Source organism: Exiguobacterium sp. N4-1P (assembly GCF_002214325.1).
Genome location: NZ_CP022236.1, coordinates 2,282,668 through 2,297,113, shown reverse-complemented (window position 1 = coordinate 2,297,113; position 14,446 = coordinate 2,282,668). Strand labels below are relative to the sequence as shown.

Here is a 14,446-nt window from a genome sequence, read left to right as displayed (position 1 = left end):
TCAAATTACAACGAAACTTAAGATGGGGTGGAAACATGACAGAAACTACTGAAAAAATTTATGATGTCATCATTATCGGTGCAGGTCCTGCCGGAATGACGGCAGCACTTTACGCATCACGCGCAAACCTTTCAACACTGATGATTGAACGTGGTATTCCAGGCGGTCAAATGGCCAACACGGAAGATATCGAAAACTATCCGGGATACGATAGCATCCTTGGACCGGACCTTTCACAAAAAATGTTCGATCACTCGAAAGCATTCGGCGCAGAATATGCGTACGGTGACGTCCGTAGCATCGAGGATGGACGTGCTTTTAAAACGGTCCATGCACACAACAAGGATTATCATGCGCGGGCGATCATCATCGCATCGGGCGCACAATATAAGAAAATCGGTGTACTGGGCGAAGAAGAGCTCGGCGGCCGTGGTGTCTCGTATTGTGCCGTTTGTGACGGAGCTTTCTTTAAAGAAAAAGAATTGTTCGTCATCGGTGGTGGGGATTCAGCGGTCGAGGAAGGTGTCTACTTGACACGTTTCGCGAAAAAAGTCACAATCGTCCACCGTCGTGAAGAATTACGTGCACAAAAAATTCTTCAAAAACGTGCGTTCGATAACCCGAAAATCGATTTCATCTGGAACCATACCGTCAAACAAATCAACGAACAAGACGGTAAAGTCGGTTCGATTGATTTAATCAATACGAAAACGGCAGATGTGACGACACATCCGATCGATGGTGTCTTCATCTACATCGGAATGAACCCGATCACAGGTTACGTCCAAGATCTTGGTATCTTGAACGATCAAGGATATGTTGTGACGAACGAAGGCATGGAGTCAAACATCAAAGGAATCTTCGCAGCTGGAGACGTCCGTGAGAAAACGCTCCGTCAAGTCGTTACGGCAACGAATGATGGTTCGATTGCTGCTCAAAATGCACAGCATTATATCGAAGCGTTACTCGAGGAATTACAGGAATCATCACAGGTGTAAGACAGGAACCAGCTTTGTTGGAGGGGACTTCAATGAGGCTGGCTCTTTTTTTATGCTATACTGAATTTGGAATAAAAAATACACGCGGAACTGTTGTCTGGAGGGCGAAAAGATGGAAGAGAATCAACCGCAATTGGTCATCATCACGGGAATGAGTGGGGCTGGAAAGAGTGTCGCCATGAATAGCTTTGAGGACTTAGGCTATTTCTGTGTCGACAATCTCCCACCGACGTTACTGCCGCAATTGATTGAAGTGATTGGGCAAGTCCGTCCGAAAATTGCCGTCGCCATCGATACACGTGCTCGTGATTTTATTGATAGTTTCTTTGTCGTTTACGAAGATTTGAAAAAAACGAACCTGCAGATTCGTATGTTGTACTTAGACGCACGCAATGACGTCCTCGTGCGCCGCTATAAAGAGTCGCGGCGTTCGCATCCACTGGCGCCGACTGCGTCACCACTGATCGGTATCGAGCGAGAGCGGACGCTGCTCGAAGGATTCCGTGACAAAGCACAGATGCTGATCGATACGAGTGACATCAAACCGCTTGCACTGAAAGAACGCTTGCTCAAAGAATTTACGGAAGGGGAACGGATTCCCTTTACCGTCAATGTGATGTCATTTGGTTTCAAGCACGGACTGCCGCTCGATGCCGATCTCGTCTTTGACCTTCGTTTTCTGCCGAATCCGTTTTACATCCCGGAGTTACGTCCGAAAACGGGACTCGATCTCGAAGTATCGTCATACGTCATGAAGTGGCCGGAAGCAAAATTGTTCTATAAAAAACTCGTCGACTTGCTCGAGTTCCTGATTCCCCAGTACGAACGGGAAGGAAAATCACAACTCGTCGTCGCCCTCGGCTGTACAGGTGGTAAACACCGCTCGATTACGTTTGCGGAAGCAATCAGTAAAGAATTTGAAAACCAGTATCACGTCGTCACGAATCACCGGGATTATGTTCACGCGAAGGAGGAAAAGTAATGAAATGGGAACGGAAAGTCGTCGCGATTGGCGGTGGAACGGGCTTGTCGACTCTTTTGCGTGGACTGAAGCATTATCCGCTCGACATCACGGCCATCGTCACGGTCGCGGATGACGGGGGGAGCTCGGGGCGCTTACGGACAGAGTTCAACATGTTGCCGCCGGGTGACATTCGAAACGTCATCGTCTCGCTATCGAAGTCCGAGACATTGATGGACCGGATCATGCAGTACCGTTTTGAAACGGGAGAAGGACTTCACGGTCACTCGCTCGGAAACTTGATGCTGACGGCTGCGACGCAGCTCTGTAACGGCTCGTTCGTCGAGGCGATTGGCGTCATGGGACAACTGTTGAATGCGGAAGGGAAAGTCTATCCGGCGACGGAGCGGACGATTACGTTATGTGCCGAGTTCGAAGACGGGACGATTGTCAAAGGCGAGTCGTTGATTCCGAAAGTCGGAAAGGTCATCGAGCGGATTTATTTGGAAGAAGAAGATGTCCGTCCGGTACCGGAAGCGATTCAAGCGATTCTTGAGGCCGATGTCATCGTCCTCGGACCAGGGAGTCTCTATACGAGTATCATCCCGAACGTCTTGATTGATGAAATCCGGGAAGCGATTAAACAATCGCTTGCACCTGTCGTCTATATTTGTAACGTCATGACGCAACCGGGTGAGACGACGGCCTTCACGGCAAATGATCACTTGACTGCGCTCGAACGTTTTCTTGGTCAAGGTGTCGTCGATACAATCATTGTCAATAACGAATCAATCGATGCAAGCTATTTGCGAAAATACCAAAAAGATCATGCCGATATCGTCACTTACGATGATGAACGGTTCGTCGAGGCGGGAATTGAAGTGCTCGCGGACGATATCGTCGACTATAACCATCATTTCATCCGTCATGACGCGGACGCGGTCGCGAGCCTCGTCATGCGGAAAGTATTATCGATTCGACGGGTGCGTCAACTCGAAGGGAAGGAGGAATTGACGTGAGTTTTGCTTCAGAAGTTAAAAAAGAATTAACACAGATTGCCATCACGGATCACGAGATGAAGGCGGAATTAGCGGCGCTCGCACGGATGAACGGTGCGATTTCGTTCGGACTCGGCCGCGGATTGACACTTGATATTTCGACTGAAAATGCGTCGATCGCGCGACGGATTTATTCATTATTAAAACGGGCATACGGGGTCCATCTGGATCTACTCGTCCGAAAGAAAATGCGCCTCAAAAAAAATAACGTCTACATCGTTCGCGTGAAGCAACAAGCCGATAAGATTCTGCAGGATTTAGGCATCCTCGGCGAAGGATTCACGATGATTCGTTCAATCAGCGATACGATTTTAAAAGATGAACGGCGGGCACGTGCCTATTTACGGGGGGCGTTCTTAGCCGGAGGGTCACTGAACAATCCGGCGACGTCGTCGTACCATTTAGAAATCTTCAGTCTCTATGAGGATCACAATGCGGCGCTTCGGAGTTTGACGAACCAATTCGATTTGAATGCAAAAGCAATCGAGCGTAAGAAAGGGCACATCCTCTACATCAAGGAGAGTGAAAAAATCTCTGATTTCCTCAAGGTAGTCGGGGCGACCCATTCGATGCTTCGTTTTGAAGATGTCCGGATTTTAAAAGATATGCGGAATTCGGTCAATCGTCTCGTCAACTGTGAGACAGCGAACCTCAACAAAACGGTCGGGGCAGCGCTCCGCCAAGTGGAGAATATCAAATTTCTCGAACGGACGGTCGGACTCGATGTCTTACCGGACAAGTTACGGGAAATCGCGATTTTACGCGTGACGCATCAAGACGTGACGCTGCAAGAGCTCGGCGAGATGGTCGAGAGCGGCTCCATCTCAAAATCAGGGATCAATCATCGATTGCGGAAAATTGATCAAATTGCGGATAAACTCCGGAATGGTGAGTCGTTGACAGGTGCGCTCTAAAGGGGAAACTTGCGAGATGAACCATAGTCTACTATAATATATAGTCGATGCAACTAAATGTTCGAATTAAGGAGTTTTTGAAATGGCTAACGAAAAAAAACGTATTTCGCTGACAGTCGATGCGAAATTTGATGAAGTCTTGACGAAAAAAGCAAAATCAATCGGTGTACCGAAAAGTACACTCGTGACATTCGCAACATCACTCTTCCTTAAGCAATTGCAAGCAGAAGAAGAGCTTTCACCACATGCGAACGGGATTTACACATTGATTCGTGAAAACCACGACATCGTGTCTGATATTACAGATCTCATCGACTAACACAAACGATCCTTTTCAGGTTCGGGACGAACTTTCATGATTTAATGAAGTTCATGCCCGGCGTGGAGAGGATTTTTTTTTGAAGACAACAAAAAAACGACCGCTGATGTAAAAACATCAACGGTCGGTCGGGTTAACAGATTAAGCGCGCTCCATGACGCGGTCGATGAGACCGTAGTCAGCTGCTGCTTGAGCAGACATGAAGTTATCACGCTCTGTATCGCGTTCGATGACTTCAAGTGGTTGTCCTGTGTTTTCTGCCATGATTTTGTTTAAGTGTTCACGCATTTTGATGATACGTTCTGCATGAATTTTAATGTCTGACGCTTGTCCTTGTGTGCCGCCGAGCGGTTGATGAATCATGATCTCAGCGTTTGGAAGGGCAAAACGTTTTCCTTTTGCGCCTGCTTGTAAGAGGAACGCACCCATTGAAGCGGCCATTCCGATACAAATTGTTGAAACTTGTGGTTTGATGAAGTTCATCGTATCGTAAATCGCCATACCCGCCGTGATTGAACCGCCCGGGCTGTTGATGTAGAGCGAAATTTCTTTATCTGGATCCTCTGCTGCTAAGAAGAGCAACTGGGCAACGACTGAGTTGGCGACGTTATCGTCAATCGCGCTCCCGAGAAGAATGATACGATCCTTGAGCAAACGTGAATAGATATCGTAAGCACGTTCCCCGCGGTTGGTTTGTTCGATGACTGTTGGAATTAACATAGTCTTTGCCTCCTTATGATGGTATGTAGCTCATATTCGACTTATTCCTATCATAATCCTTTGGTCAATATTGGTCAAAAGATACGATGCGACTTTTATGTATTTTTCCTGAATGGCATTGAATTAAACATATCAATATAGAAAAAAAGGCAATACCGCGAACGGCATTGCCTGTAGATTCAAAGATGGTACACCCGGAGAGATTTGAACTCCCGACACCTGGTACCGGAAACCAGTGCTCTATCCCCTGAGCTACGGGTGCATGTTTTTTACTGAACAATTAATAGTATACCGACATTTTTTCAGGAAAGCAATACTCGATTGATAAATTCAACATTTTTTTTCGGGCGAAAGATGCTTAAGGAGGACTTTCTAGACGGTCGGAAGATTTTTTCCTCTATACTATATAGAAGAGTTAAAGATGCAATGGAATGAAGGGAGATCCGACGATGGAACAGCGCCAGGAACAGACGCAACGGATGACGTTATCGACGTCCCAATTGTTTCAGTTGACGATTCTTGAAGAATCATTTGCTGAACTCGAAGAACATGTATACCGAATCATACGCCGGACAAGCGCTTATCGGAATAATCTCAGTAAAACAATCGACGTTGATTTTGGCCGCGTCGCAGACCGTGTCGCTTCATTTGAAGCGACGCTTCTTCAGCAAATACGTTTAGAATCGGTCAGACAGGAAATAGGATATATGGCGGAACAACTCATGACGTACTTAGATACGGATGGATTATTGCGGACGACGGATGCGCAACTGGCAACATTGTTAGAGGCGGACGTCAGTCTCGTAAAACAAGCACGACACGTTTTACAACGGTGTGAACCGACGGGAATTGCGGCACGTTCCGCGCACGAATGCCGGTTGTTGCACGCGCTCGAACTAGATGACGCGTTATTGATTGATGTCGCGACGGATTTGAATGAAGGGATTGCTGTCAAACAAGTACTTCAAGACATTGATGATGCAACAGACCGGATACGGATCAAAGCGGCGCTCGATCGGTTACCAAAAGCACCGGTCCTTCCGGAGACGACCGTTCTGACGATTCCGGAAGCAGACATCGAATTCCGTGACGGCGAGTTGACGATCAACTGGTCTGATCTCGAAATCGACCGGAGCTGGGCGGACCTCGATGAAGCAAAACCGTTCTTGAGTGCATATGAACGGAGACGGACGACGCTTCGGGCGATTCTGGACGTCATCATCGAGCGACAGCTCAATTGGTTTAAAGGAAAGCTCGAGCTCGCGCCGCTGACGAAAAAAGAAGTGGCGGAAGTGACGGGGCATCATCCGTCGACGGTTGGACGGGCGATTGCGAACAAAACGGTCAAGACGATTCAGGGCACGATGTTACTCGAAGATTTTTTCGTCTCACGGACGACGACCGGGACGTCGAGTTTCTTAGTTAAGGTCCGGATCGCTCAACTGCTCGAAGCGTCGCCTGTTCCGATGAGTGATCAACAATTGACGGACCGTCTCACAGCGGAGGAGATTACGGTCGCGAGACGAACGGTCGCAAAATATCGGGCAGCCCTTGGTTTGACCCAAGCGGACTTCGAGAGACGAGAGGCGAATTCATGATGCGAACAAAAGAAAACATGCACTTAACACTCTATTCACGTCCGGGTTGTACACTATGTGAGGAAGCCGCCATCTTGCTCGATTTTGTATTAGATGAATTTCCCGAATGGACATTCGAAGAAATCAACATTGACAACGATGCGGCGCTCAGTCTGAAGTACCTCTACGAAATACCGGTTCTCGCACATCAAAACGAAATCTTAAGTTATGGAAAATTTGAGACGGAGGCGGTAAGAAATCGTTTACTTGAAAAAAGATGACGGTCGAGACTTGAAACAAAACCAGGGTACTGTTATGATAGCAATGTACCAAGTGGGACAAGATATGACACGCGGGACGTAAAGTGTCCAGCAATTTGAGAGGAGCGGGAGTTACATGATTCGGCAGTTAGTACAGATCCAAAAGCGAATCGTGCCTGATCTGATTGAAGAAATGCAGACACGTTACGACATTCTTCATTATGTACGCCTGATGCAACCGATCGGACGACGAACACTTGCGACGAGCCTTGGCTTGACGGAACGCGTTCTACGCCGGGAGGTCGACTTCTTAAAAGAACAAGACTTACTGGAAGTTGCGACGCAAGGCATGTCCTTGACGGATGAAGGGCGGACGGTATTACGAAGCATGCACAGTGTGATGGCGGAACTCGCCGGGATCTCCGATATGGCGAAAGCCTTAAAAGAGAAGCTTGGTGTAAAAGACGTCGTCATCGTACCGGGTGATTCGGATCAAACCTTCTGGGTGCAACGCGATATGGGACGGGCAACAGTTGCCCGCTTAAAACGTGAACTTTCAAAAGACCACAATACGATCGCAGTTACAGGTGGGACGACGATGGCTTCGGTCGCGGCGATGATGTCGCCCGATAAGGAAAATCGTCCGATGACGTTTGTACCCGCACGAGGCGGTCTTGGCGAAACGCTTGAACTTCAAGCGAATACGGTCTGCTCACGCATGGCTTCACGTGCCCAAAGCGACTATCATCTGCTTCACATTCCAGACATGGTCAGCACCGAGACATTCGTCAAGATGGTCGAGGAGCCGAGCATTAAAAATGTCTTACAGATGATTAAAGATGCTTCAATCGTGGTACATGGAATTGGTGAGGCAAAAACGATGGCAAAACGTCGTCGTGCTTCGACAGCTCTTTTGGAACAGCTCGAAGACGAGCAAGCCGTCGCAGAAGCATTCGGATATTATTTTGATCGGGACGGAAACATCGTCCACCGTGTCAAAACGGTCGGACTACAACTCGACGACTTGAAAAAAGTCGAACACGTCGTGGTTGTCGCCGGTGGTCATTCGAAAGCAGAAGCGATCAATGCCTACGTCAAACAGTCTCCAAACATCATCCTCATTACGGATGAAGGAGCCGCAACAACGATTTTGAAAGGGTAGCCCCCTTTTGAATAATAGATAACTCGCTTTACACTAAAAGGAGGAAAATTATCATGGCAGTAGTAAAAGTTGGTATTAACGGATTTGGACGTATCGGGCGTTTGGCACTTCGTCAAATTCTTCAATTTGAAGGAATCGAAGTAGTCGCAATCAACGACCTCACAGACACTAAAATGCTTGCACACCTTTTAAAATATGATACGACTCAAGGTCGTTTCGACGGAGAAGTTGAAGTACACGACGGATACTTCCTCGTAAACGGTAAAGAAATCAAAACACTTGCTAACCGCAATCCAGAAGAACTTCCATGGGGCGAGCTCGGTGTTGACATCGTTCTCGAATGTACTGGTTTCTTCACAGACAAAGAAAAAGCTGAACTTCACTTGAAAGCTGGAGCTAAAAAAGTTGTTATCTCAGCACCTGCTACTGGCGACATGAAAACTGTCGTTTACAACACGAACCACGAAATTCTTGACGGAACTGAAACAGTTATCTCTGGTGCTTCATGTACTACGAACTGTCTCGCTCCAATGGCGAAAGTTCTTCAAGATCAGTACGGAATCGTTGAAGGTCTTATGACAACTATCCACGCTTACACTGGCGACCAAAATACACTCGACGCTCCACACCCTAAAGGTGACTTCCGTCGTGCACGTGCAGCAGCTGCTAACATCGTTCCTAACTCAACTGGTGCTGCTAAAGCAATCGGCCTCGTTCTTCCAGAACTTCAAGGTAAACTTGACGGATCTGCACAACGTGTACCAGTCGCTACAGGTTCACTCACTGAGCTCACAACAGTTCTTGAGAAAAAAGTTACAGTTGAAGAAGTTAACGCAGCTATGAAAGCAGCAGCGAACGAGTCTTACGGTTACACTGAAGACGAAATCGTTTCTTCTGACATCGTTGGTATCTCTTACGGATCACTCTTCGATGCAACACAAACTAAAGTTGTTACTGTCGGCGACAAGCAACTCGTTAAAACAGTTGCTTGGTATGACAACGAAATGTCTTACACTAGCCAACTCGTTCGTACACTCAAACACTTCGCAGAAATCGCTAAGTAATTCGAGCAATTAAATAGCAATTGAATAAGAGCGGAAACTACCAGTCTCCGCTCTTATTGCGAAAAAAAGTCTGGAGGGGCGTCACAGCCCCTCACTATACGTATGAGACGGAGGACGAATGTATGAATAAGAAATCAATTCGCGACATCGATGTACAAGGTCAACGCGTGTTTACACGTGTCGACTTCAACGTACCACTAGAAGACGGTAAAATTACGGACGACACACGGATTCGTGCGGCACTTCCAACAATCAAACATTTGATGGATGGCGGAGCGAAAGTCATTCTCGCAAGCCACATGGGACGTCCTAAAGGCGAAAAAAATCCTGAGTTCTCACTTGCACCAGTCGTAGCACGCCTCAGCGAATTGCTTGGTAAAGACATCAAGCTCGTTGAAGAAGCGTATGGCCCGGTCGCTGAAGAAGCGGTCAGCAAGCTTGAAGCAGGAGACGTTCTCGTTCTTGAAAACGTTCGTTTCTACCCTGGAGAAACAAAAAATGATGCTGAACTCGCTGAAGGATTTGCGAAACTCGCAGATATCTTCGTCAACGATGCATTCGGTGCAGCTCACCGTGCACATGCTTCTACAGAAGGAATCGCGCACCATGTCGATACTGCTGTAGCGGGATTGTTGATTGAAAAAGAACTTCAAGTTCTCGGGAAAGCGATCTCGAACCCGGATCGTCCGTTCACTGCAATCATCGGGGGATCGAAAGTAGCCGACAAAATCGGTGTCATCGATCACTTGCTTGATATCGTCGATACGTTGATCATTGGTGGGGGATTATCTTATACATTCCTCAAAGCTCAAGGTTATGAAGTCGGAACGTCACTTCTCGAAGTAGACAAAATCGACCAAGCGAAAGAATTCATGAAAAAAGCAGAAGACAAAGGCGTCAAGTTCTTAATGCCGGTCGACTGTGTCATCACGAAGGAATTCGGCGAAGAAACATATGTAGGACCACGCGATATCGACAGTATCCCAGCGGATCACATGTCACTTGATATCGGACCAAAAACAGTCGAACTGTATGCGGAAGCAATCAAGAACTCGAAACTCGTCGTCTGGAATGGACCGATGGGCGTATTCGAACTTGATAAATACGCAAACGGAACGAAAGGTGTCGCTCAAGCACTTGCTGATAGCGACGCATACTCAATCATCGGTGGTGGGGATTCTGCTGCAGCAGCTGAGAAATTCGGTCTTGCAGACAAGATGAGCCATATCTCGACTGGTGGCGGAGCGAGCCTCGAGTTCATGGAAGGTAAAGCCCTTCCTGGTGTCGAAGCGCTTAACGACAAGTAATCCAATAGTTCACAAGGGAGTGTTTCTCAATGCGTAAACCAATCATCGCAGGTAACTGGAAGATGAATCTAACTCTGAAGGATGCAGTCGCATTCGCAGAAGAAGTAAAAGGCAAAGTACCAGCTGCATCGACTGTTGATGCTGCTGTCTGTGCACCAGCTGTATTCCTTGCTCATTTAACGGAAGCAGCAGCTGGAACTGATCTTAAAATCGGTGCTCAAAACATGTACGATCAAGAAAGTGGTGCATTCACAGGCGAAATCAGCCCTGTCATGCTAAAAGAGCTTGACGTGACATACGTCATCCTCGGTCACTCTGAACGTCGTGAGTACTTTGGTGAAACAGATGCATTCATCAACAGCAAAGCGAAAAAAGCGTTCGAGCACGGTCTCGTTCCAATCGTTTGTGTAGGTGAAACACTTGAAGAGCGCGAAGGCGGCAAGTTCGAAGACGTCATCCGTGAACAAACGACAAACAGCCTTAAAGGCTTGACTGTCGACCAAGTGAAAAATCTCGTCGTCGCATATGAGCCTGTCTGGGCAATCGGAACAGGTAAATCAGCGACAGAACAAGATGCACAAGATTCTTGTAAATTCGTTCGCGACGTCGTCGCTGCTGAATTCGGTACAGAAGCTGCAGAAGCAGTTCGTATCCAGTACGGTGGCAGCGTCAAGCCGGAAAACGTCAAAGAATATATGGCTCAACCTGACATCGACGGAGCACTCGTTGGTGGAGCAAGTCTTGAGACAGGATCGTTCCTCAAACTGTTGGAGGCGATTTAAATGAAAAAACGTCCAGTCGCACTTATCATCCTTGATGGTTTCGGTATGCGTGATGAAGAATTCGGGAATGCTGTGACAGCAGCAAACAAACCGAACTTCGATCGCTTTTGGAACAAATATCCGCATACGTTGTTGAATGCGAAAGGGGAATACGTCGGTTTGCCTGAAGGTCAGATGGGGAACTCAGAAGTGGGTCACCTCAACATCGGGGCAGGTCGCGTCGTCTACCAATCGCTATCCCGAATCAACAACGCCGTCAAAGATCGCTCGTTCTTCTCGCGTCAAGCGATGAACGATGCGGCAGGTCACGTGAAGAAACATGATTCAGCACTCCATATCTTTGGTTTAGTATCTGACGGTGGAATCCACAGTCACATCAATCACTTGTATGCCGTTCTTGAATTCGCGAAACTTCACGAAATCGAAAAAGTCTACCTGCATGCCTTCACGGACGGCCGCGATTGTGACCCACAATCAGGTGCTGGTTTCCTCCGTGACGTACAAGCGAAAATGGACGAACTTCACGTTGGTCAATTCGCGAGTGTCTCTGGACGCTATTATGCAATGGACCGCGACAACCGTTGGGAGCGCGTCAAGAAAGTCTATGACGTCATCACATACGGTGAAGGCCCGACAACAAAAGACCCAATCGGCATGGTAGAAGAATCATATACGAAGGACGTTACGGACGAGTTCATCGAACCAACCGTCGTCGTGCAGGAAGACGGTACGCCAGTCGCACCGATCCACGACAACGATGCAATCATGTTCTTTAACTACCGCCCTGACCGTGCGATTCAACTGGCGAAGGTCTACAAAGAAAAAGCTGGCTTCACAGGATTCGAACTTCCCGACAATGCACCGAAGAACCTGCTGCTCGTCTCCATGACGAAGTACTCGGATGCGATTGATACGGATATCGTCTTCCCGCCAGAAGATATCAAAAACACGCTTGGAGAAACGCTCTCGAAGCAAGGCTTAAAACAATTACGGATCGCGGAAACTGAAAAGTATCCACACGTCACGTTCTTCTTCAACGGACAACGTGAAGAACCGTATGAAGGCGAAGATCGTATCTTAATCCCGTCGCCAAAAGTCGCAACATACGACTTACAACCAGAGATGAGCATTTATGAAGTAACGGATGCGCTTGTTGAAGCAATCGATTCCGAAAAACATGATGCCATCATCCTGAACTTCGCGAACCCGGACATGGTCGGTCACTCGGGCATGCTCGAACCGACAATCAAGGCAATCGAAGCAGTTGATGAATGTCTCGGTAAAGTCGTTGACTTGATCGTCAGCAAAGGTGGCGCAGCAATCGTGACTGCTGACCACGGAAATGCCGATAAAGTGCTCAATAAAGATGGCAGCAAGATGACGGCCCATACGACAGAACCGGTACCATGTATCGTGACAGTCGAAGACGTCGAGCTTCTCGAGCCACTTACAGGCGCATTAGCGGATTTAGCACCAACATTACTTGATCTACTTGGCGCAGATCAGCCGTCAGAAATGACGGGTAAATCCATCGTATTAAAGAAATAATCCCGTCGATGGAATAAACGTCTAACAAAGCAACGCACACTATTTTTTCAACTAAAAGGAGCGAATTTAAATGTCAATGATTACAGAGATTTATGCACGCGAGATTCTTGACTCACGCGGTAACCCAACAGTAGAAGTAGAAGTATATACAGAAGACGGCGGCTTTGGTCGCGCACTCGTCCCATCAGGCGCATCAACTGGTGAGCACGAAGCAGTAGAACTTCGTGACGGCGACAAAGCACGTTACCTCGGTAAAGGTGTTTTAAAAGCAGTTGACAACGTCAACGAAAAAATCGCACCTGAAATCATCGGTTACGATGTTTTCGATCAAGCTGGAATCGACAAAAAGATGATCGATCTCGACGGAACAAAAAACAAAGGTAACTTCGGCGCTAACGCAATCCTGGGTGTTTCGATGGCTGCTGCTCGTGCTGCTGCAGATGAGCTTGGACTTCCACTTTACACGTACCTCGGTGGATTCAACGCGAAAACACTTCCAACTCCAATGATGAACATCATCAACGGTGGATCACACGCTGACAACAACGTTGACTTCCAAGAGTTCATGATCATGCCTGTTGGAGCTCCAACATTCAAAGAAGCACTTCGTATGGGTGCTGAAATCTTCCACGCGTTGAAATCAGTTCTTAGCGGAATGGGTCTTAACACAGCAGTTGGTGACGAGGGTGGATTCGCTCCAAACTTGAAATCAAACGAAGAAGCAATCACAGTTATCCTTGAAGCAATCGAAAAAGCTGGCTACAAAGCAGGCGAAGATGTTTACCTTGCAATGGACGTCGCTTCTTCTGAGTTCTACGACAAAGCAGCTGGAACATACAACCTCGCTGGCGAAGGCAAAGTCCTTTCTACAGAAGAGCTTGTTGAATTCTACGCACAACTCGTCGACAAATACCCAATCATCTCAATCGAAGATGGCTGTGACGAAAACGACTGGGATGGCCACAAACTTCTCACAGATCGTATCGGACACAAAGTTCAACTCGTTGGGGATGACTTGTTCGTAACAAACACAGAAAAACTTGCTGAAGGTATCGAAAAAGGCATCGCTAACTCGATCCTCATCAAAGTTAACCAAATCGGTACGTTGACTGAAACATTCGACGCAATCGAAATGGCTAAAAAAGCTGGTTACACAGCAGTCGTTTCTCACCGTTCTGGTGAAACAGAAGATTCAACAATCGCTGACATCGCTGTTGCGACAAACGCTGGTCAAATCAAAACGGGTTCACTTTCACGTACAGACCGTATCGCGAAATACAACCAACTTCTCCGCATCGAAGACATGCTTTCAGATGTTGCTGTCTACGATGGTATCAAATCATTCTACAACCTCAAGAAGTAATTTACGGATTGAGTCGACAGTCTCTCGCTTAGCGAGGGGCTGTTTTTTTTGTTGATGATGAGAAGGAAGAATCAAGCTCAAGCATTACTCCGCTCGCTTTTCTAGGGCGGGACGCAAGCCGCGGATATCTTAATCAGATGTCCGGGTCTCACCTGTCCCTGACGGAAGCTAAGCTTCCTTTTCCCTTTAGAAGTCGAGCGGGGTATGCTTTTCGCTTTTGTAGGCATTGATTAACAGAGTTGTACTCTGGCTCACGTAGGACACAATTTGCTAAACTTCTAGCAGGTAGCAGAGGTCTAAGTGTCCTCTACCCTAAAAAGCCGGGCACGGGTCTATTTTGTTGGTATAGATCCTGTCAGATAAGATGGGAACTACGACAATTACTTGCTTCATGTGACTCCTACAGGAAAAAG

The 14,446-nt window shown here is 47.4% G+C and carries 13 protein-coding genes, 1 tRNA gene and 1 pseudogene; 13 read left to right on the top strand and 2 right to left on the bottom strand.

Annotation, left to right across the window (positions count from 1 at the left end):
• The first annotated feature begins 35 nt into the window (after positions 1 to 35).
• The 5 genes from trxB (at position 36) to A0126_RS11840 (ending at position 4,250) form a co-directional block, all read left to right on the top strand.
• Positions 36 to 998, top strand: coding sequence for a thioredoxin-disulfide reductase (gene trxB, locus A0126_RS11860; protein WP_088837748.1), 963 nt, complete (start codon positions 36 to 38; stop codon positions 996 to 998).
• Positions 999 to 1,110: 112 nt separating this feature from the next.
• Positions 1,111 to 1,980: an RNase adapter RapZ gene (gene rapZ, locus A0126_RS11855; protein ID WP_029331363.1), complete on the top strand. Its 870-nt coding sequence runs from the start codon at positions 1,111 to 1,113 to the stop codon at positions 1,978 to 1,980.
• Positions 1,980 to 2,978: a gluconeogenesis factor YvcK family protein gene (gene yvcK / locus A0126_RS11850; RefSeq protein WP_029331362.1), complete on the top strand. Its 999-nt coding sequence runs from the start codon at positions 1,980 to 1,982 to the stop codon at positions 2,976 to 2,978. The genes rapZ and yvcK overlap by 1 nt, the downstream gene beginning before the upstream one ends.
• Entirely contained in the window at positions 2,975 to 3,931 is a 957-nt protein-coding gene (gene whiA, locus A0126_RS11845; RefSeq protein WP_088837747.1) for a DNA-binding protein WhiA, read from the top strand. Before yvcK ends, whiA begins: the two co-directional genes overlap by 4 nt.
• Positions 3,932 to 4,013: 82 nt before the next feature.
• Positions 4,014 to 4,250, top strand: coding sequence for a hypothetical protein (locus A0126_RS11840; protein ID WP_029331360.1), 237 nt, complete (start codon positions 4,014 to 4,016; stop codon positions 4,248 to 4,250).
• Between the two features lie 141 nt (positions 4,251 to 4,391).
• Here the strand turns inward: A0126_RS11840 and clpP are convergent.
• Positions 4,392 to 4,976 (bottom strand): annotated as a pseudogene (clpP, locus tag A0126_RS11835) (ATP-dependent Clp endopeptidase proteolytic subunit ClpP); the annotation flags it as partial.
• A gap of 180 nt (positions 4,977 to 5,156) precedes the next feature.
• A tRNA-Arg gene (locus A0126_RS11830) sits at positions 5,157 to 5,232 on the bottom strand.
• 187 nt (positions 5,233 to 5,419) lie between these two features.
• Here A0126_RS11830 and A0126_RS11825 point away from each other — a divergent pair.
• The 8 genes from A0126_RS11825 (at position 5,420) to eno (ending at position 14,033) form a co-directional block, all read left to right on the top strand.
• On the top strand, positions 5,420 to 6,568 hold the full coding sequence (locus tag A0126_RS11825) for an RNA polymerase factor sigma-54 (RefSeq protein ID WP_088837746.1): 1,149 nt from the start codon (positions 5,420 to 5,422) through the stop codon (positions 6,566 to 6,568).
• Positions 6,565 to 6,828 (top strand): glutaredoxin family protein, encoded by a 264-nt coding sequence (locus tag A0126_RS11820; RefSeq protein WP_088837745.1) that lies wholly within the window; start codon positions 6,565 to 6,567, stop codon positions 6,826 to 6,828. Before A0126_RS11825 ends, A0126_RS11820 begins: the two co-directional genes overlap by 4 nt.
• A gap of 118 nt (positions 6,829 to 6,946) precedes the next feature.
• Complete coding sequence (locus A0126_RS11815) at positions 6,947 to 7,969, top strand: sugar-binding transcriptional regulator (protein WP_029331355.1); 1,023 nt, start codon at positions 6,947 to 6,949, stop codon at positions 7,967 to 7,969.
• A 53-nt stretch (positions 7,970 to 8,022) separates the two neighbouring features.
• Positions 8,023 to 9,033, top strand: a complete 1,011-nt coding sequence (gene gap / locus A0126_RS11810) for a type I glyceraldehyde-3-phosphate dehydrogenase (RefSeq protein WP_088837744.1) — start codon at positions 8,023 to 8,025, stop codon at positions 9,031 to 9,033.
• Between the two features lie 122 nt (positions 9,034 to 9,155).
• Positions 9,156 to 10,340: a phosphoglycerate kinase gene (gene pgk, locus A0126_RS11805; protein WP_088837743.1), complete on the top strand. Its 1,185-nt coding sequence runs from the start codon at positions 9,156 to 9,158 to the stop codon at positions 10,338 to 10,340.
• Positions 10,341 to 10,369: 29 nt separating this feature from the next.
• Positions 10,370 to 11,122 (top strand): triose-phosphate isomerase, encoded by a 753-nt coding sequence (tpiA, locus tag A0126_RS11800; protein ID WP_088837742.1) that lies wholly within the window; start codon positions 10,370 to 10,372, stop codon positions 11,120 to 11,122.
• A complete protein-coding gene (gene gpmI / locus A0126_RS11795; protein WP_088837741.1) occupies positions 11,123 to 12,670 on the top strand; it encodes a 2,3-bisphosphoglycerate-independent phosphoglycerate mutase in 1,548 nt (515 codons plus the stop codon). It abuts the gene before it with no gap.
• A gap of 70 nt (positions 12,671 to 12,740) precedes the next feature.
• Entirely contained in the window at positions 12,741 to 14,033 is a 1,293-nt protein-coding gene (eno, locus tag A0126_RS11790) for a phosphopyruvate hydratase (protein ID WP_023469213.1), read from the top strand.
• Positions 14,034 to 14,446: the final 413 nt, after the last annotated feature.

Coding starts and splice junctions, on each gene's coding strand:
- gap (WP_088837744.1), top strand. CDS start 8,023: ATGGCAGTAGTAAAAGTTGGTATTAACGGATTTGGACGTATCGGGCGT.
- A0126_RS11840 (WP_029331360.1), top strand. CDS start 4,014: ATGGCTAACGAAAAAAAACGTATTTCGCTGACAGTCGATGCGAAATTT.
- eno (WP_023469213.1), top strand. CDS start 12,741: ATGTCAATGATTACAGAGATTTATGCACGCGAGATTCTTGACTCACGC.
- pgk (WP_088837743.1), top strand. CDS start 9,156: ATGAATAAGAAATCAATTCGCGACATCGATGTACAAGGTCAACGCGTG.
- yvcK (WP_029331362.1), top strand. CDS start 1,980: ATGAAATGGGAACGGAAAGTCGTCGCGATTGGCGGTGGAACGGGCTTG.
- A0126_RS11820 (WP_088837745.1), top strand. CDS start 6,565: ATGATGCGAACAAAAGAAAACATGCACTTAACACTCTATTCACGTCCG.
- trxB (WP_088837748.1), top strand. CDS start 36: ATGACAGAAACTACTGAAAAAATTTATGATGTCATCATTATCGGTGCA.
- rapZ (WP_029331363.1), top strand. CDS start 1,111: ATGGAAGAGAATCAACCGCAATTGGTCATCATCACGGGAATGAGTGGG.
- tpiA (WP_088837742.1), top strand. CDS start 10,370: ATGCGTAAACCAATCATCGCAGGTAACTGGAAGATGAATCTAACTCTG.
- A0126_RS11825 (WP_088837746.1), top strand. CDS start 5,420: ATGGAACAGCGCCAGGAACAGACGCAACGGATGACGTTATCGACGTCC.
- gpmI (WP_088837741.1), top strand. CDS start 11,123: ATGAAAAAACGTCCAGTCGCACTTATCATCCTTGATGGTTTCGGTATG.